Source organism: Paenibacillus sp. FSL E2-8871 (genome assembly GCF_038000345.1).
Taxonomy (GTDB): Bacteria; Bacillota; Bacilli; order Paenibacillales; family Paenibacillaceae; genus Paenibacillus_AQ.
In genome coordinates this window covers 2,399,608-2,419,735 of record NZ_JBBOBV010000001.1, presented here as the reverse complement: position 1 = coordinate 2,419,735, position 20,128 = coordinate 2,399,608, and the positions used below count along the sequence as shown (strand labels likewise).

13 protein-coding genes are annotated in these 20,128 nt (G+C 44.4%); all 13 read left to right on the top strand.

The annotated features are described in order from the left end of the window. Positions 1 to 149 precede the first annotated feature (149 nt). Complete coding sequence (locus NYE25_RS11115; protein ID WP_076284592.1) at positions 150 to 1,718, top strand: N-acetylmuramoyl-L-alanine amidase family protein; 1,569 nt, start codon at positions 150 to 152, stop codon at positions 1,716 to 1,718. Between the two features lie 147 nt (positions 1,719 to 1,865). Beyond that, positions 1,866 to 3,305 (top strand): N-acetylmuramoyl-L-alanine amidase family protein, encoded by a 1,440-nt coding sequence (locus NYE25_RS11110; protein WP_076284593.1) that lies wholly within the window; start codon positions 1,866 to 1,868, stop codon positions 3,303 to 3,305. A 114-nt stretch (positions 3,306 to 3,419) separates the two neighbouring features. Next, positions 3,420 to 4,079 carry a GerMN domain-containing protein gene (locus NYE25_RS11105; protein ID WP_341145930.1) on the top strand — a complete coding sequence of 220 codons (660 nt, stop codon included), beginning with the start codon at positions 3,420 to 3,422 and terminating at the stop codon, positions 4,077 to 4,079. 87 nt (positions 4,080 to 4,166) lie between these two features. Continuing rightward, positions 4,167 to 6,896 carry an S-layer homology domain-containing protein gene (locus NYE25_RS11100; protein ID WP_341145929.1) on the top strand — a complete coding sequence of 910 codons (2,730 nt, stop codon included), beginning with the start codon at positions 4,167 to 4,169 and terminating at the stop codon, positions 6,894 to 6,896. A 219-nt stretch (positions 6,897 to 7,115) separates the two neighbouring features. Continuing rightward, positions 7,116 to 7,796, top strand: coding sequence for an endonuclease III (gene nth / locus NYE25_RS11095; RefSeq protein ID WP_341145928.1), 681 nt, complete (start codon positions 7,116 to 7,118; stop codon positions 7,794 to 7,796). Between the two features lie 25 nt (positions 7,797 to 7,821). Continuing rightward, positions 7,822 to 8,088 carry a hypothetical protein gene (locus tag NYE25_RS11090; protein WP_042129455.1) on the top strand — a complete coding sequence of 89 codons (267 nt, stop codon included), beginning with the start codon at positions 7,822 to 7,824 and terminating at the stop codon, positions 8,086 to 8,088. Positions 8,089 to 8,492: 404 nt separating this feature from the next. After that, positions 8,493 to 12,179 (top strand): dynamin family protein, encoded by a 3,687-nt coding sequence (locus tag NYE25_RS11085; protein WP_341145927.1) that lies wholly within the window; start codon positions 8,493 to 8,495, stop codon positions 12,177 to 12,179. 149 nt (positions 12,180 to 12,328) lie between these two features. Continuing rightward, positions 12,329 to 13,519, top strand: a complete 1,191-nt coding sequence (purT, locus tag NYE25_RS11080) for a formate-dependent phosphoribosylglycinamide formyltransferase (protein WP_076299596.1) — start codon at positions 12,329 to 12,331, stop codon at positions 13,517 to 13,519. After that, the gene (locus NYE25_RS11075; RefSeq protein ID WP_231573317.1) at positions 13,509 to 13,973 is read left to right on the top strand and encodes a GNAT family N-acetyltransferase; all 465 of its coding nucleotides are present in this window, start codon (positions 13,509 to 13,511) and stop codon (positions 13,971 to 13,973) included. Before purT ends, NYE25_RS11075 begins: the two co-directional genes overlap by 11 nt. Before the next feature lie 158 nt (positions 13,974 to 14,131). Continuing rightward, positions 14,132 to 15,784, top strand: coding sequence for a response regulator (locus tag NYE25_RS11070; protein ID WP_341145926.1), 1,653 nt, complete (start codon positions 14,132 to 14,134; stop codon positions 15,782 to 15,784). A 2-nt stretch (positions 15,785 to 15,786) separates the two neighbouring features. Next, positions 15,787 to 17,616, top strand: coding sequence for a sensor histidine kinase (locus tag NYE25_RS11065; RefSeq protein ID WP_341052796.1), 1,830 nt, complete (start codon positions 15,787 to 15,789; stop codon positions 17,614 to 17,616). Continuing rightward, positions 17,613 to 18,635 carry a substrate-binding domain-containing protein gene (locus NYE25_RS11060; protein ID WP_076284597.1) on the top strand — a complete coding sequence of 341 codons (1,023 nt, stop codon included), beginning with the start codon at positions 17,613 to 17,615 and terminating at the stop codon, positions 18,633 to 18,635. The genes NYE25_RS11065 and NYE25_RS11060 overlap by 4 nt, the downstream gene beginning before the upstream one ends. Positions 18,636 to 18,917: 282 nt before the next feature. After that, positions 18,918 to 19,994, top strand: a complete 1,077-nt coding sequence (locus tag NYE25_RS11055; RefSeq protein ID WP_143764073.1) for a galactose ABC transporter substrate-binding protein — start codon at positions 18,918 to 18,920, stop codon at positions 19,992 to 19,994. Positions 19,995 to 20,128 lie beyond the last annotated feature (134 nt).

Below are 20,128 nucleotides of genomic sequence, written 5' to 3'. Positions count from 1 at the left end.
AAAATTACGCAAAACTTCTATTTCCGGGTGTCGGAAATAGAAGTTTTTTTGCTATAATCGAAATATTGATTGGTGATAAAGGAAACATTTGGTGATTTCTGTCGTCTTAGTACTTATCTAGATCTATTACTTGCAGAAGGAGCGGGGAAATGAAAAGAGTTGGGTATCGAACGTTGCTACTATTGTTGCTGCCATTATTATTACTATCATTCACTGGACGTGAAGCTGCCGCAGCTGGTAGCAGCTCAGGCAGAATTATTATGGACAATCAAGAGCTTGCTTTACCAAAAGGAATTAAACTTGAGAACGTCAATGGTAGCGTTATGATTCCCGTCAGAGTGGTAGTGGAGAATCTTGGATTTGAGGTATTGTGGGAGCAGCAGGCCCGCAAAGTAACGGTTCACCAAGATGGAAAAAGCATTGAGCTGGCTGTAGGAAAAAAAACAGCTGATGCGGATGGAGTAACGTTTGATTTAAATGCAGCACCCAAGCAAAGCGGTGGTACAGTTCTCGTTCCGATTCGCTTCGTAAGTGAGCAGTTCGGTCTAAAGGTTGGCTGGGATAATAGCGATAAAACGGTCTATTTGACGGGTGGACAAGCTTCGGTGGCTACACCTGAGGGAACCGTTACTAGTCCAACAGCAACAAGTACTCCTTCTCCAACTCAGATGACTACACCCGGCGTGGATAATGGCACAAGCGCTGGAAGTGTTTTGCCCTCACCGACACCACAATCATCCTCAGTACCAGGAAGCACTGGTGTGAATGCAGCAGGTCCGCTTGTAAATGGGGCAGCCTTCACTGAGAATCGATTAATCATCGCTGTTTCTGGGGCTCCTAAACCTAGCATCACAAAAATGAGCAGTCCAGATCGAATCGTCGTAGATTTTCCCGGTACAGCTTTTGCTCCAGATTTCGTAGGAGGTCTACCGAGTATTACCACAAACGGAAGTCCGCAAGGGAAGCTGGATGTTACTGGTTACCCTCTAGTTTCTGAGATCCGGTATGCGTTGTTCAGTGTAAGTCCTTCTACTGTTAGGTTCGTGATTCAAACGGTCGGGAGCCAGCCTTATCAATTAAGTACGGATGAAAGTACTGGACTGGTGACACTAGATTTGAATGTTACAGGGAGTGAAGGGAATACCTCAGGTGGTAGTGGAATGACAGGAAAGCCAGTTGTAGTTCTCGACGCGGGCCATGGAGGGACACAATCAGGAGCAGTCAGTCTCACGGGTAAGCTGGAAAAAGACTTCAATCTGTCAGTTATCCGTAAAGTGCAAACACTACTTATGCAGGAAGCTTTGGTTGACGTCGTATTTACTAGGACTGAAGATATTACGTTGGGTCTTCAGGATCGAGTAAATATCGCAGAAGCAGCAAAGGCTAATCTATTTATTTCAGTGCATGGGAATTCACTAGAGCTGGGTTATCCGAATAGAGACAAAATAAATGGCAGTGAAACGTACTATTCGCGTAGTGGGAGTCTGCCGCTTGCTCAGGTCATGCACAAACATCTGATAGCAGGTACTGGATTCAAGGACAACGGAGTAAGAACGAAAAGTCTGCATGTTACAAGAGAAACCAGTATGCCGGCAGTACTTCTAGAAGTGGGGTATCTTACTAATTCAGGAAATGAATCAGGGATGTATAGTGAGCAGCTTCAAGACAAATTAGCGAGAGAAATTGTAGCCGGTATTAAGGAATATCTAGGACTTTAATGCTTAATGTTGGTGAGATTTCTCAATTTTTATGGAATATATTCGCAACCTTTATAGATTATTAGCGTCTAATAGAGGTCTGAGGTTGACGTAGACAGGCCATCACGATCGCCATTCACAGGCGAATACTAGATTTAGAGGTGAAGAATGAAGAAATTCAGTTTGATGTTGTTTTTGTTGCTCTTAGTATTTGTTTTGCCTGAGAACGGACATGCTGCTGCCGGGAATAGCAAGATTTTTCTGGACGGCAAGGAGCTGACCGCAGGGCAAAATGTCCCGGTTGAGAATGTGAATGATACAATCATGGTGCCGTTAAGGTTGATCTCTGAAAGCCTTGGATATAACGTGGGTTGGGATCAGAAGAGCAAGACGGTAACGATTGAACAGCAAGGAAAGGTCATCAAATTGGTTGTGAATCAAAAGATAGCCTCAGTTGATGACAAGACAGTAACACTTACCACAGCACCTATCCTTCGTAGTAATACGACACTTGTACCGATTCGGTTCATTAGTGAACAGTTTGGATTAAATGTCTCGTGGGACAACGTGAAGAAGAGTGTGTATCTTATTACCCCAGGATCCTCAAATGATAACGGCAGTTCAGGTGGAAATACTGAAAATGGTGGATCTGAGGTTGTACCGCCGGTAGATCCTTCTAAGAATTTAACGATGGTAAATGGTGTGAGCTTTAGCGAAAATCGTTTGAGCATTGCCATGGAGGGTAATTCAGTACCGAAAGTGACAGTGATGACTGGGCCGGATCGGTTAGTTGTTGATTTACCTAATGCCACCTTCTCAGACCTATTTGGCACAGGACAGATCCTTGATCCTGACCTAAACGGTAGCTTGGAAGTGAAAGATTATCCCGATGTATCAGGAGTACGTTACTCCCTTTATAGCACGAATCCTTATACAGTACGTTTTGTAATCGATTTGAACTATGCTAAGAATTACAACGTTAGCGTAACTGGAGACGATTCTAAGCTGGTTGTAATCGATCTAAATGCGGAAAGCACTGATGATACTACTACACAACCAGGAAATAATGGCAGAAAGCTAGTAGTATTAGATGCAGGGCATGGGGCTAAAGATTCTGGAGCAGTGGGTGTTACAGGTAAATACGAGAAGAATTTTAATTTGGCCATCGTACTTAAGACAGCTGAATTGCTGAAAAAAGAAAGTAATATTGACGTCGTGTTAACACGAAGTAATGATACTTTCTTGGAGCTTAAAGAAAGAGCAGCTATGGCGAATAATTTAAAAGCTGATATCTTCATATCTGTACACGCCAATAGCTCAGGTTCCTCATCAGCTAGTGGAACAGAAACGTATTATCAACGGGAAGCCAGTAAAGCATTGGCGAACGTGATGCATAAATATCTTGTTCAAGCTACAGGGCTTAGCGATCGCGGTGTACGTTATGGGAATTTCCATGTTATCCGTGAAACGAAAATGCCTGCAGTATTACTTGAAGTGGGATACCTTAGCAACAAAAAAGATGAAGCATTGCTCTTTACAGATGCACTTCAAAACAAAGTTGCGGCTTCAATAGTGAGTGGGATTAAGGAATATTTGGGTATAAAATAACAGACCAGTGGCAGACGAGCGCCGCAAAGTCAGCTTTCTGCTTTTATTTTAAAAGGCAAGAAGTGGTTTTGCGGTACCTGTCTGCCCGTATTCATCTAGAGGAGGCGTTTATTAATGATGAAACAAAAATGGAGTACAATTGGGATCGCTACACTGCTTCTGCTAGTGATTGCTGGCTGTGGAGACAAGCCTACTGCGGCTCCAGTAAATGGTGTGGAGCAAGATACTTCAAATGTTGTAAGTGGTGCGGGGGAAAGTACACCGGCTCCAAGCGATGAACCAGGAAATGAAGTGACTAGCACTCCGCAACCGACAGCAGATAATAGCAACACAGAAACTCAGGCAACTGCAAAGCCAGTAGCAGATGAGAAGCAAAAACAGAGCCAGAGTATCGATGCATATTATACGGATTCACAAGTTATGGATCTGATTCCTGCTAAGACTAGCATTAGCTTCTCTGACGATGCCCAGAAATATACAGAGACGTTCAAAGCATTGCAAAGCAACGAGAATACTGACCTTGTACCATTATGGGGCAAAATTGAACTGAAATCGTTAAAGTTTGTTGATGGTCAAATTGTGATGGATCTTCATAAACCTGATGAAGCACAGCTGGGTGCTGGTGGGGAGTCCTTAGCGATTTCATCACTTGCCAAAACCTATTTTCAATTTGAAGAAGTAAAAAGCATCGAAGTTTTGGTGGATGGTGAAAAGGTTGAAAGCTTGATGGGTCATGTTGACCTAATGCATCCTATGACTAGAGATAATATCTAATTGTTATTACAACAAAGGATAAAAGCATCTAACTGACGAACTTTAAACTATACTATTTATTTGAGTCATAGAGAGGGGAATAATCTATTGTCCGCGCAAAAAAGGTCAAAACGTCCATTGAAGGCTTATTCTACGAAAGCAGTATCGGCTGTTATGGCTGGAACCATGATTTTTAGTGGCGCAAGCGCAGTGTTTGCAGATACAGCCGCTACAGCAGCAACAACTACTACACAATCTGTAGGCATTTTTAGCGATGTGAAGGCAGGCTTTTGGGCTGAAAAGCATATTTATAAATTAGCATCACAAGGAATTGTGGTTGGAAATAATGGTTTATTCCGCCCGGGAGATTCTGTAACTCAGCAGGAAGCCGTGCTTATGGCATTACGGTTTATGAAGTTGCAGGATAAAGTGGATACTTCTTCAACGGTTGCCTTACCTAATGATTTTAAGGTTACGAATTATTACAAGGATTATGTAGTGTTGGCCTTTCAACAAGGTCTACTTGATAAGGCTACTGAAATGGCTCCAGATAATCTGAAGACTTCTTGGGGAGAGCGTAAAGCCTCCCGCGAATGGATTGCTGAACTCTTAATTCGTGCACTAGGAAAAAGTGCAGATGCAACTGTAGCAGCTAGCAAACCGACAGGCTTTGCAGACGATTCTAAAGTTTCTGCGAACAAAAGAGGGTACATCAACGTTGCTGTTGATCTAAAATTAGCCAATGGTCTTGACGGTAATCGCTTTGATCCACAAGGGGCTGTGACCCGTGCTCAGCTGGCGACCTTTTTCAGTCGGGCAGAAGCCCATAATACACTTGAGTATGATAACACTTACACAGGAACAATTAGTCAATTGAAAGACGGGAAACTGACCGTGTTTAATAACGGAAAGTCTTCTACATATACCCTGGGAGCGAGCACCGCTTATTACACAAGCGCTTCTGAAAGTAGAATAAATCTAAGTGATATCCAACCTTACACAAAGGTTACTGTAATTGGAGCGACATATAATGCAGCTTATGTTGAAGTGACTGACCCTACACAACAAGTGGAGAGTCTTTCCGGAAGCTTCGCAATGGTAGCACCTGGTAATAAGCTATGGCTGAAATCAGCTACTGGGTTCACTGAATATTACTACGATGAAACGACTACCTTTGTAGACGCAAGTGGGACTCCAATTGAACCTGCTTCGCTGGTAGCAGACAGTGTAGTTACTTTGCAACGTGAGACTTACAGTGGATCACACAGAGTGGTCAATGTTCAAGTGACTTCAGGGGTAGTTAACAAAACGACAACAGGAACCATTCAAAGTATAGATCTAACTGGGAAAAGCATTACGTTTAAAAATGCTGCTGGTACGGTAGAAACCTTTAAATGGGAAGATGGAACTTCATTATTCACTTATCAAGCATCCGTATTGCAGCCTGCAGAATTGAAGACAGGTTCTGCTGTTAAATATACGGTTAAAGAAAATGTGATACGGTCTGTAGAAGTGACAGAAGGTGTTGAACGGACAGTTCAAGGTGTACTTACAGAACTGACCAGTTCAACTGTTGTTTATAAAAAAGAAGATGGAACTCGTGAAGTCAAACTCCTGGCAACAAAACCATCAATTGTTATTCCGAACATGAATAGCGCTGTGGCCGATGATCTTATAGCTGACACAGTAGGTGGGGACAAAATTCAGCTTACGCTGAACAGCAGTGATCAAGTCATAAAGATTGAAGTGTTAAGCCGTCAAATTGAGCAGTATAGTGGAGCGACGGTTATTGATTATAATACTAAAACTCAGCTGTTGACAGTTATGGATACCAATAAAAAGGCGCATGTCGTTCAGTTGGATGAAAAAACAAAACTGTTAATTGAAGGTGCACTTCCTAACTTAACTAATATCGGTACGAAGCTTATTGAGAACCGTAAAGTAAATGTAAAAGCTATAGGACAACGGGCTTTGTCGTTGGAAATTGTCACAAAGTATGAAGGAACCTTGACGGCTGTTAATACTTCCTCGAGAACTATTGTATTGAAGCTTAATGATGGGCAAACTTTAACGATGCCTTATCCACAATTAATTGATCTCTTTGGTAAAAATAGTCCAACTTTAAGTGATGTTCCTGTTGGTAGTAATGTGACAGCCTCACTGACAAATGGCCAGGACATTATTGCAGTACTGAAAGTGAAGACAGCTTTACAAGTTGAAGCAGCAACTGTTAATGCCGGAACCAATCGTTTGAGTGTTAAATGGAGCGGTGGAACAAGTGAGATCAATACTGCTGTACTTCCAATAACAAATGAAGCAGGCGAAAGTATAAAACTTACAGCTGTGAAATCGGGGGATTTTCTTAATGTGACTTTTGATGGAAGCACTCCGCTTGCTATTCAGTTAGTTAAGCTTACAACGGGTCAGATTAGTTCAGTTGATGCTGCAGCGAATAGTTTGGTTGTAAAAGAGTATGCTGGAGCGGCACAAAACTTTGCTGTAAGCGGTGGGGTTAGAATCATTCGTGATGGCGCTACAACAACTGCTCTAAGTAACTTAACAACAGCGGACAGAGTGGAGATTCGTAAAGGCACGGATGGAGCGACAGTCATTCGTGTGTTACCACAGTTAACTCGTTCATTCTCTCGCTATGACAGTACGACGAACTCATTGGTGACGAAGAGAGCTAATCTGAACGATAAGTATCAGTTCACTCTTGCTTCAAATGTATATATTCATCAAGGAGATACGACATTGTCCGTGCAATCTCTGAAAGAAAATGATAATATTATAATGTATTTCAATAATGATATCGTGGTTGAAATTGTGAAACAATAGTAGCAATGGTGGATTTCTGGGTGAATCACCGTCTTGACACAGGAGCTTTGCCTGCGTCAAGACGTTTTTTTTGAAATATAAGAAAGTATAAGAGTTGTATTTTCTTGAAATGTATGAAACCATACGTTATAATACAGACTTTGCTTATATTTCTTTACATTAGAGAGGACACGCTCATGTGAGTTTTAATGAGCGTAATCACTCCGTGGAGGGGACACTATGAAAGTTGCAGAGGTCCGCCACATTTTGGATACGATTGGAGACTTGTTCCCTGATGCTCATTGCGAGCTAAATCACAGTAACGCTTTTGAATTAACGATAGCGGTACTGTTATCAGCCCAATGTACGGATGCAACGGTGAACAAAGTGACCGTGGACCTGTTCCAAAAGTACAAAGCCCCCATCGATTATATTTCTGTACCGCTGGAGGAATTGGAGGGGGATATCCGGCGCATCGGCCTATATCGTAACAAAGCTAAGCATATCCAAAGCCTATGCTCTATACTCATAGAACAGTATGGTGGCGAGGTGCCTGAGGCTCATGACTTGCTTGTAACTTTACCCGGTGTAGGTCGTAAAACTGCAAATGTAGTAGTATCCAATGCTTTTGGAGTTCCTGCCATTGCAGTGGACACGCATGTGGAGAGGGTTGCTAAACGACTTGCATTAGCAGGCTTGAAAGATTCTGTGCTGGAAGTGGAAAAGAGGCTGATGAAGGCTGTGCCACGTGACGAATGGACGATCACTCATCACCGGCTTATCTTTTTCGGACGATATCACTGCAAGGCACAGAACCCAAAATGTCAAGTTTGCCCGCTCCTTGATGTATGTCGAGAGGGCAAAAAACGTATGAAAACAGCTGTTGTCAGGAAAGCTAAAGATCATACGCCAAAAAGTTAGAGTTGAAGAAGAGGATGGGATAGAGATGAAATGCATTTCTGTATACACAGATAATTTTGAAGTGTTCTCGGATATTTTTGATCGCGTAGTGGAAAGCCCACTTGAAGAGAACGAAGAGCAAGAAGTAGAAGGTATCACGATCAGTCATTCCGGTGACGTTCCTGAACACTATTTTGAGCGTATGTCAGTGAAACCCGAGGTTGTTGTAATGAGAGATAAATCTCGTGGTTTGACTATTCTGCAACACGGAAAAGTATTCGAAATACTGTTGCCTGTTTCGGAAACTGCATAAATTTAGAAGTGATAAAAGGAGTCGGCTCTAGGGTTGGCTCCTTTTTTGCTTCTTACTTTTCTAGCGAAAAAGCAGAAAGATGTTTGAATAACCTCATTTCGTAAGAGATGATAGGTTATTTTGTAAGTAGTGTGTATTTAATTTGTGTCAAACTGGTGATAAACTGTAATTATTATTTATAAAAAAGGTTCTGCGTGACATCACAGAAATTACACCTGTATAAACATTGCATAAGCATAAACGTCTTCGGCGTCCTTATAAGGACGGTAAGCGTTTATGTGAGAAATATAAGGATAATGTGAAGCTTTTACTTTCTTATATTTTAAAAATGAGTCTGATATCGTATTCTTGAATGGGTTATATTCAAAGCATGATTAGATGGTAACAGTGGAGGTGGAGAGTCAGTGAGAGCGGAACAGGTTAGAATCGAGAAAGAGACATTAAGTGAAACGGCATCGCTGCTTTTCCAGTTGCGTGGATTAATGCATCGCTGGGGTGATGAAGGCTCTGAACGTATATATGAAGATTTACAACATAAAGAGGGTGGGAATGAGCTGACCCTTGCTTTTTGCGGACATTTTTCGGCAGGAAAATCCAGTATGATCAATCTTCTTTGCGGCAGTTCAGTGCTGCCTTCTGGACCTGTGCCGACTAGTGCGAATATTGTCTCTATTCGCAGTGGAGTTCCACGAGTGCTTATTTATCCTAGAGTTGAAGGAAGTAAAAATGATCCTGCTCCTATAGAGACAACTCCAGAAAGATTACAAGAATACTGTCGAAATGGTGGTGAATATTCCGCAATTGAAGTGTGGAATGAGATACCACTGCTAGGCAAGGATGGCGTACTATTGGATACACCTGGTGTAGATTCGACGGATGATGGTCATCAGGCGGCCACCCGGTCTGCGCTGCATTTAGCTGATGTCGTATTTTATGTAATGGATTATAACCATGTACAGTCAGAGAATAATTTGGCCTTTGCTAAAAATCTTAGTGACTGGGGTAAACCTTTGTATCTGATTGTTAATCAGATCGACAAGCACAGGGAACAAGAGATTTCCATTGAGGAATATAAACGTCAACTTGAAAATGCTTTTGAACAATGGGGGATTCATTGTGCGGGAATTCTATTCACCTCTCTCAAAAAGAAAGAGCATCCTCTTAATCATTGGGATCATCTACTCAGCCTTATAACCGAACTGTTGGAACAAAAGGAGCAGCTGCTTCAATATAGCTTGTCTCGTTCCATTCATCATACAGCGGATTCTTCTCTAACTGCATTCCGTGAAGATCAGCAGGAGGAAAGAGCTGCTCTTCTTGAAGAACTAGAAGGTACGAATGCTGAGACAGTGACGAATGAACTGAAGTCACTCGAAGAAGAGAAGGAACGACTTGAGGCGTTGCCTCAGCAGTCACGAGCGAGTTTGCGAACTGGCCTAGACACCTTACTTAATAATGCTAATCTAATGCCTGCAGATGTAAGAGAGGCGTCGGGAAGCTATATGGAAAGTGCTAGCCCTACGTTTCGATTAGGGTTATTCTCTACGGCTGCACGGCGGGAGAAGGAACAAAGTAAACGACTGGCAGTCTGGCAAGGACTGTTGACCCGAGAGGTTTCCGCTCAGCTGGAATGGCATTTGATTCAGCTGGTACGTGATTGGGCGGAGAATCTCGGGCTGTGGGAGGAGGAGGCGGAGACGACTCTGAAGCAAGGATTCCCGGCGGTGAGCCAGGAGTGGCTGGCGGCTGCAGTTAAGCCGGGAACGGGGTATAGCGGCGAGGCGCTGCTCAATTTCTGCCGCACACTTGCGGCTGAAATTAAGAGCCAGTTCCGCCGTGCCGCGTTAGCGGTGAGCGATGAGCTGTTAGCGAAGCTGCCGCCGCTCATGGAGGAGCAGCGAGCCGTACTCCAGCGCCGCGAACAGGCTCTTGCGCGGCAGGCGCGCGCCATTGAGGCGCTAGCCGCGCTAGACCGCGCGGCAGCTGCCCGCGCGCACGAGCTCGCGGCGCTTCTGCCGCCGCGCCGGCCCCTCACCCCCGGCATCCTGCCGGAGGTGAGGATAACCCCGCGTGGTGCCGCGCAGAGTGCCGCACCGCGGGAGGTCCAGCCGCCGCAAAACGCCGCGGCTGGAAGTGCCGCCGCCGCAAATTGGGCGGCGGGCACGGCTTCGCCGGCGGGCGGCCGCCGCCGGCTATCGGCAGCCGCTGACGCGCTAGCGGCTGCGGCAGAGCTGCTGCGCCGCGAGCCAGCGATGGCATCGGCGGCGCGGAGTCTGGCCGCACGGGCGGAGGATCTCGCCGGCGGCCGCTTTACCCTCGCGCTGTTCGGTGCATTCAGCGCGGGTAAGTCCTCCTTCGCCAACGCTTTGCTCGGCGAAGAAGTGCTGCCCGTGTCTCCACATCCTGCCACGGCTGCGGTCAACCGCATATTGGCGCCGGAAGGTGACTTCCGCCATGCCAGCGCGGTTGTCACAATGAAGACCATGGCAGATTTCTGGGATGACATCTGCCATTCCTTCAGTGTGCTGCAACTAGGAGAACCACAGCAAAACTCATGGACAACAGTTCTAGCAAGCTTGCCTGCTAGGGGAGTTCATCCCTCTGCGTTGCCACATGCTGGATTTCTAAGGGCAGCAGCGGCTGGCTGGGCAGAAGCTGAGCCCTTGCTGGGAACGGTGCGAACGGTTGATTTAGAAGAATACCGAGGCCTTGTAGCGGAGGAGACCCGAGCCTGTTTTGTGCAAGGGATTGATTTGTATTATGCCTGTCCATTGACCGAAAGCGGAATTGTACTCGTGGATACACCAGGAGCCGACTCATTGCATGCTCGTCATACAGGCGTAACCTTTAATTACATGAAAAACGCAGACGCGATTTGTTTTGTTACCTATTACAACCACGCCTTTTCAAAAGCAGATCGAGGTCTGCTTGCGCAGCTAGGCCGAATTAAAGATAGCTTTGCACTTGATAAAATGTTCTTTATTATCAACGCTTCTGATCTTGCTTCAGGCGAAGATGAATTGGAAGAGGTACGAGAACATGTTGCTCAAAATTTACGTGCAGGCGGCCTACGCTCGCCGAGAATTTATGCACTCTCTAGCTTGCTTGCTCTGGAAGGTAAAACTCAGCATGATTATGAACGCTATGAGGCTTCCCGTTTCCATCATTTTGAGCAAGCCTTATCAAGCTTTGCGGGAGATGAACTTCCTCAGCTTTCACTTAACGCAGCTGCAGAGAGCATCGCATCTGTTCGCCGCAGGGCGGAAGAGTGGCAGAATCTCGCTTCCATGGCGGCAAACGAGCGTGAAGCAGGATTAAAAGAAATGCAAGAACGTCGTCAGCTAGCTATGAAGAGACTTTCCCTATTGGAGACCGAAGAACGTCCTAGCAGAGATCTTGTTCATGAAGGTGAGGAACTGATCTATCATGTCTGTCAACGAATTAGCTTCTCCTTCACCAGAAATTTTCAGGAATCTTTCCACCCCTCATTATTACGTGAGGACGCAGGAAATTTAAAAGCTATCTTCGCTGCGTGTGGTGCAGAGCTGATGCGTACCACTAAGCGTGAATTGGAGCAAGAGCTATGGGCGACAACGCTGCGACTAGAAAGTACCGGGCGTAGACTTGTTCATGAAGCGGCTGAAGCGGCTGCTACTGAGCTGTTTTTCTCTACTCAAGAGTTTCATCTGATGGAGAATGAAGAAGCAGCATGGCCTTCTCCTAGTGAGCTGGAATGCCAGCTTCAGTCCGTGGAATGGCCAACCTTATGGGGACATTTCAAATCCCCTCGCTATTTCTTTGAAGGCGCTGGCCGGGAGCAAGTCAAAGGTGCGGCTGAGCCTCTTGTAAAAGAAGCTGTTAATGTTGCGGCGGCAGATCAGAAGAAAAAATTGCTTGCGCATTATGTCGATTGCATAACCAGAGAATTAAAGGTTGCTGAAGAACGCCTACAAGAAGGGTTAGCGGAGCAAGAGAAAGCGATGTTAGATCTCCTTAAAGGGGGTGAATCCGCAGATCATTGGGGTCAATTAGGTCACCAATTATCTCTCTTGGAACAATCTTTTGTTGATAGATTAGACAAAAATCTTTGAAATTTGTAGGAAATTGTCGAAGAACACTTGCAATCTGGCGTATGATGGATGAAAATAAAGAAGCCTGAAAATATACAATGAAACTGTTTTGTTTTCAGAAATTTATGGAAACGAGATAGTCAATTTGCCGAAAGAGGTTGAAATCGACAATGTGGGGAGCTCCTTTTTCAGCTCAAAGCCGCAAGCTGCTGCTACTGGGCAGCGGGGAACTGGGTAAGGAAGTCATAATCGAAGCTCAACGTCTTGGCGTAGAGACCGTAGCTGTAGACCGTTATAGCGATGCACCAGCGATGGGTGTAGCTCATCGTTCACATGTTATTGATATGCTGGATGCAGAGGCGCTTAAAACGCTTATTCGCTCAGAAAAACCGGATATTATTGTTCCGGAGATTGAAGCAATCGCTACTCATGCTCTTCAAGAGCTTGAAGAGGAAGGTTTCTTCGTTGTTCCGACCGCACGAGCGGCTCGTCTGACCATGGACAGAGAAGGCATTCGCCGACTTGCTGCTGAAGAACTTGGATTGCCCACAGCGGATTATCGTTTTGCAGATAGTCTGGAAGAACTGCATCAAGCCGTTGCAGAACTAGGCACTCCTTGTGTCATCAAGCCGATTATGAGTTCTTCCGGCAAAGGTCAGAGTGTTTGCAAAAGGCCTGAAGATGCAGAAGAATGCTGGAACACTGCTTTGGATGGAGCGAGAGCTAAAGGGACTCGTGTTATCGTAGAGGCATTCGTTACCTTTGAAAGCGAGATTACACTTTTAACGGTGCGGTCCGTGTCTGGCACGATATTTTGTCCACCTATTGGGCATATTCAGAAGGACGGGGATTATGTCGAATCATGGCAGCCTCACTTTATGAAGGCGGAACTTCTGGATGAAGCTCAGTCTATTGCCAAGGCAGTTACCGATCAGCTCGGAGGTTTTGGTATTTTTGGAGTGGAGCTTTTCTTGACGGATCGAGGCGTATTGTTTAGTGAAGTGTCCCCTAGACCTCATGATACGGGGATGGTAACGATGGCAACGCAGGATTTATCTCAATTTGCAGTGCATGTCAGAGCTATTCTTGGTTTTCCAGTCCAGTCAGTACAATTACTGACACCAGGTGCCTCAGCTACGCTGAAGGCTGAAGGAGAAGGACGAGCTTTTGTTGTGACCGGAATTGGTGAAGCTTTGGAACTACCTAGGACTCAGGTTCGGGTGTTTGGTAAACCAGAAGTCCGTCCAGGGCGGCGGATGGCTGTAGCGTTAAGTGCGGCGGAAAATGTGGAAATCGCGCGGACGGTAGCCAAGCAGGCAGCGTCTATGCTAAAAGTGGAGGTAAATGAGGATGAACAGTAGTACCATGGCACCTGTACTGGAAATTCGCAAATGCGGCTTGAATGATCTGGAGAGAGTGACAGCGCTTCTGCGTGAATTCGGCTATCCAACAACGCTTAGCGTGATGAAAGAGAGACTTGAAAGCATGGAGAATAACCATCTCCAATGCACGCTTGTTGCAGAACTAAACAATGAAGTTGTGGGAATGGTCGGTCTTAGACAGGTAATCTCGTATTACAAACAGACAGATTGTATCACTGAGATTACTGCACTTATCGTATCAGAAGAACTCAGAGGAAACGGACTCGGTAAAAGACTTGTGGCCGCAGCTGAAGAATGGGCACGTGAGCAAGGTTGCTGTCAGCTCTTCTTGAGAAGTGGTAACCGCGTAGAACGCGCACCGGCACATGCTTTTTATCGTCATCTAGGTTTCGAAAAGACAGCAGGTTATCGCTTTAACAAAGCGTTGCTATAATACTTATAGGTTCCGATCATCCCCATCCCAGCTACGGCGGGATGGTTTTTTTTTGCTCAAAATCTATTTAAATAACTTAACCATAGATGGAATAGTTTGAATCATATAGAATGAATTTTATGACAGTTAAATAAATCGTGTCCAAAGAGGGATGAGAAATGTACAAGTTAATACTTGCTGAAGATGAAGAAGATGTAAGGGAAGGGGTCATCAGTCAGATTGATTGGGAGCACTATGGCTTCGAAATTGTAGAACAGGCGGAGAATGGACGAGAGGCAGCGGATGCGATAGATCGTTTGCTCCCGGATGTAGTTGTGACTGATATTCAAATGCCTTTTATGAACGGGCTGCAGCTGGCGGAATGGATTCGCGAGCGGCATCCTAATACCAAGATCATTATTCTGACAGGGTATGATGAATTTGAATATGCACAGAAGGCGATTAAACTGCAAATCGATGAGTATATTTTGAAACCGTTTTCTTCACAGGAGCTGATTGATGTCCTGCTAAAGGTCAGAGCCACTATAGAGGCTGAAATTGCAGAGAAGGAGAATGTTTTTGTACTCAGCGAGCATTATCGGAAAAGTCTGCCTGTGCTGCGTGAGCAGTTTTTATCTTCACTAGTTTCACGCAAGTTACGAATGAATGAAATAGATGAGAAAAGTTCGGAATACGGAATAGATCTACATGGGAAATGGTTCCAAGCCTCGGTAATTAGTGTGGATTATATTCGTCCAGAGCGGGAAACGGTTAGCCTTACCGCTGGTAAGCAAAATTCTTTGCGAGATACGGGAGAGAGAAATTTACAGCTCTTCGCTGTGCTGAATATTGCAGAAGAATTATGTAATAAGCATAATTTTGGCAGGGTGTTTATCCATCGTGATGAGGTAGTGCTTCTTTCCATTTGTGATGCAGGAGAAGAAACTGAAATTTCGGGGAAAACTTTTGAAATTCTAGAAGAAATCCGCCACAATGTGCAGCGGTTTCTTAAGCTAACGATAACCGCTGGTTCTGGAACGGTTTGTCACTCGCCTGCTATGCTATTTAACTCCTTTGGAGATGCTATGCAAGCGTTAGATTATCGTCTCATTCTTGGCAATAACAGAGTCATTTGGATCGAGGATGTGGAGTCACGTTCGAATACACTCTTGGCCTATGATGAATTGACCCAGCAGTCCTTAATCCGAACGATTAAGATGGGAACCGTACAGGAGCTTAAGGAGGTCGTGGAGGAGTTATTTGGCGGATTGAATGCTGAGCAGGTATCTACTCAGGATTATCAGATTTTTTTGCTGGAGATTATTACATCCATCCTGCGTGTAGCCAAAGAGTCCGGTAGTGATGCTGCTAAGTTCGTTGGATCTGGCATTTCCTCATTAACTGAGATGAATAAATTCAATAGTATGAGTGAAGCCAAGCAATGGATTATTACGATCTGCAGCCGGCTAATGGACTCTATTGCCTTAGAACGCCAATCTAGCTATAAGCTGCTCATTGATGAAGCTAAAGATTACATCCGTAGCCATTATGAGGAATCGGATATTTCTATCGGAAAGGTCTGTCAGCATTTACATATTAGTACGGGTTATTTTAGCAGTATTTTTAAGAAGGAAATGAAGATGACTTTCGTTAGTTATCTCTTGCAAATCCGATTAGAGGCAGCGAAGGAACTTTTACGCTCCACGGAACTGAAGGCTTTTGAAATCGCCGAGAAAATTGGCTTTGCTGATCCTAACTATTTCAGCTTTTGCTTCCGTAAAAAATATGGTCAGTCTCCCAAAGAGTATAAAAATAGCTCCAGAGGAGGGTAGTTATGCGGCAAGAAAAGCCCTATTCTTTTCGACTGCGGCCGCAGCATCCAACAGGGGGAAAACGTCGATTGTCCTCTAAGCTGCGTAGTATTCAAGTAACGATTACGCTCACTTTTACATCCGTTGCCGTTCTTGTAGCCGTCGTTGTCAGCCTTATGCTGTATAACAAGTTTGCGAAGACAGCAGAAGAGAATGCCAATATGAATATGCAGCAGATTATTGAGCAAGTGAACTACAATTTGGAGCTTTATGTAAAAGGAATGCGAAATATTTTTGAAACTGCAGAAGATCAAATTACGAATAGTCCCTCTGTGGACTCCGCTTTACTGATGGAAAGAATGGCCATGTTAATGGGAAGTAGAGAGGATCTGGTTTCTGCTGCGGTTTTTACACCACAGGGGAAATACGTCGTGGGTACAGCAGGACAGAAGTTGCGCAGCAACACACAGTTAGAAACCCAGAGCTGGTTTACAACGGCCAAAAGAACATCTGAGATCTCCTATTCAGCGCCCCATATTCAGAACTTGTTTAAAGGTCAATATATTTGGGTTGTGTCGATCAGTAAACTCATTCAATATCAGGAAAATGGAGTCCTAAAAACGGGTATCCTCCTGATGGATTTTAACTTTCGCACCATAGACGAGCTGAGTAAGCAGGTTAAGCTTGGTAAAAGAGGATACGCTTACATCCTCGATCAGTTAGGCAACATCGTGTATCATCCGCAGCAGCAGCTTATTTATGCTGGTTTAAAGTATGAGAATGTGGAGCCGGTATTGGAATATGCTTATCGTAGCTATTTGGATGAGTCTACAGGTGAAAAACGATTTATTACAGTACGTACGTTAGAACAGACCGGGTGGAAAATAGTAGGTGTTGCTTATTATGACGAGATCGTGACCACCAAGCGTGATCTGAACACCTTTTTATCCTGGTTCTTAGCGGTAGTTATTTTATGTGTAATTATCGTATCTGTCGTTTTGTCTGCGCGAATTGCCCGCCCGATCCGTAAGCTGGAACGGACACTTCAGCAGGTAGGAGAAGGGGATCTTAATACTCGAATCGATGTGAGTGGCGCCTATGAGGTAGAACAGTTGTCTAAACGCTTTAACCTCATGCTACAGCGTATTCGTCAATTGATGGATCAAATTATTTATGAACAAGAGACGAAACGTAAGGGTGAGCTTGAAGTTCTGCAATCCCAGATTAATCCACACTTTTTGTACAATACTTTGAACTCTGTGATCCGGCTTGCTGAGCGTGGTAAGACGGAGGAGGTCGTTACAATGATTCAATCTTTATCTAAGTTTTTCCGAATTAGTCTAAGCAAAGGGAATAATATGATTACCGTGCAGGAAGAGCTTGATCATATTCGTCATTATCTTGTCATTCAGAGCTTTCGTTTTAAAAATAAATTCCGCTACGAGATCATTGCACAAGATGAAGTACTGCAGTGTCAGACGATTAAGCTGATTTTGCAGCCGATTGTAGAGAATGCCTTGTATCACGGAATAGAAATGATGCCTGATGAAGGCTTTATCTCTATCCAAGCAGAACTGAAGGACAATCTTGTCATTATAAGGATTAGTGATAATGGATTAGGAATGTCCAAGGAGACTATGAAGGTTATTTTGACAGGCGGTAGTAAGAGTATGAGTGGTTCGGGGGTAGGCGTAAGAAATGTGAATGAGCGTATTGAGTTGTACTATGGCCGTGAATATGGACTTTCTTTTGAAAGTGAAATTGAAGAAGGCACTACGGTTACCCTTATCTTCCCGGCACTAGCAAAAGGCGAAGGCAATGAAGGGCTTAAGGAGGATGAGACATCGTCATGAAAACCTTTCGTTTTTGGCTAACCTTGTTAATGTGTGCGGTGTTATGGACTACAGTTACCTCTTGTTTTAATTCAGCGCCCAATTACATCAATACAAATAAGACCCGTAATATTCATCTTATTGTGAAAATGAACAGGGGCGATTACTGGAATACGGTTAAATTGGGAGCAGAAGCTGCAGCGCAGGAATTCAACGTCAAACTAACCTTCAAAGCTCCGGACTCCGAGAGTGACATCACAGAACAGGTGAAGATGGTGCAGGACTCCATAAAAGAAAAAGCAGACGTGATTATTTTAGCTGCAAGTAGTTACATGGGGCTTGCTCAGGTTGTAGATCAGGCGGCGTATTCCAAAATTCCTGTCATATCCGTAGATGCGGAAGTAGGTTCAGCAAGAGTAAGGACATATATTGGCTCGAACGGCTATGAGGCGGGTCAAAAATCTGCAGAACGATTGATCAAGCTGTTAAAAGGATACGGCGAGGTTGGCATTATTAACTTCACCAATTCAACGCAGAGTGAGAAGCTGGAGTCTTCTAACGGCATTGAGTATGGTGCAAGAGACGCGGAGGAGCGGGAGAAGGGATTTTTAAATTACACTGCACGTTATCCGAATATACAAGTGGTTGAGATTTCATACACGACCTCCAGTATTAAGGATGCAGAAGATCTTACGCAACTGATGCTGCTGAAGCATCCGAATCTTCGGGGAATCGCGAGCCTGAATGAGACTGCTTCACAGGGGGCGGCAATGGCTATCCAAAGTCGGGGGCTGCAAAATATAAAAATGGTAGCCTTTGATAGCTCTCCTTCCATGATGGAATTGCTGCAGGACGGTACTGTTCAAGCAACAGTGATCCAAAATCCTTTTAGCAACGGGTATTTGGCTGTAAAACATGCCGTTGAAGTGATCGAAGGAATCGATGTACCAGAACGCGTCGATACAGGAACAAAGCTAATTGATTTGGACAATATGCTGTGGCCAGAGAATCAAAAGCTGTTATTTCCGTTTGTTAGATAGGAGCTGTTTTAAAATAGGCGCCGAAGGCGTTTATGCTTATACGTTTCGTGTAACGGATACCATCCTTGAATGGGGCGGTATTCGTTTTTATTTTAAAATATAAGAAAGTATAAATTTTTAATGAAAATCATCCTTATATTTCTTCTTGGGTTCATTAGAATTTTTATAGTAATGAGTAGGATTTTATATTCGCAAGCGTTTTCAGGTGAGGCATAATATGGATGTACCCGAGACGATCAGGGGCAAACAAAAAAAGAAGTATAAATAGGAGGTCAATGAATAATGAAAAAAATCACTTCCGTTCTATTAGCTAGTGCTTTGCTGGGTGCTGCTCTGACAGGCTGTGGTGGCAACAACAAAACTACAGATAGTGCTACAGACAAGGCAACTAACGCTCCAAAGACTGAGAACTCGGGCACTACAACAGAAACGCCTAAAGTTGGGGTCGCCATTTACAAATTTGACGATACTTTTATGACAGGTGTTCGTAACGCTATCGATAGTGCCGCTAAAGGCATCGCTACAGTAGATATCGTAGATAGCCAAAATTCACAACCCACACAAAATGACAAGGTTGACTTATTCATCACTAAAAAATATAACGGGATGCTGATTAACCCAGTTGACCGTACAGCTGCTGGCGTCATTATCGAAAAAGCAAAAACAGCAAACATTCCAGTGGTATTCCTTAACCGCGAACCGCTTCCTGAAGATATGAAGAAATGGGATAAAGTTTATTATGTAGGTGCGAAAGCAGAAGAGTCCGGTACAATGTCCGGCCAACTGATTGTTGACTACTGGAAAGCACATCCTGAAGCGGACAAGAACGGCGACGGAGTTCTCCAATATGTAATGTTGAAAGGTGAACCAGGACACCAAGATGCTGAGCTTCGTACTACTTACTCTATTCAAGCTATCGAAGATGCAGGAATCAAGGTAGAGAAGCTGGCTGAAGATACAGCAATGTGGGATCGCGTAAAAGGACAAGAAAAAATGGCGGCATTCCTTGGCTCCCACGGCGACAAAATTGAAGCGGTTCTTGCTAACAACGATGATATGGCCCTCGGTGCAATCGAAGCTCTGAAAGCCTCAGGCTACTTTACGGGTGACAAATTCATGCCGGTAGTAGGTGTGGATGCAACTGCTCCTGCGATTCAAGCGCTGGAAGATGGAACAATGCTTGGAACGGTGCTAAATGATGCGAATAACCAAGGTAAGGCTGCCATCACAGTTGCTGCTCTGCTTGCTAAAGGCGAAACGCCTTCGAAAGATAATGTAGGCTTTGATATCACTGACAACCAATACGTATGGATTTCCTACAAAAAGATTACGAAAGACAACATAGCTGACGCTAAGTAATTAACCTCGGCTACAGAGTTACTCATGATCATATGACAGCACGGGGAGCGGATAACCGCTCCTCGGTATTTCTTTTAGGCAGGGAACAGGATGGAACCGCTGTGCCTCTCATAAAAAAGAAAAAAAGCGTAGGG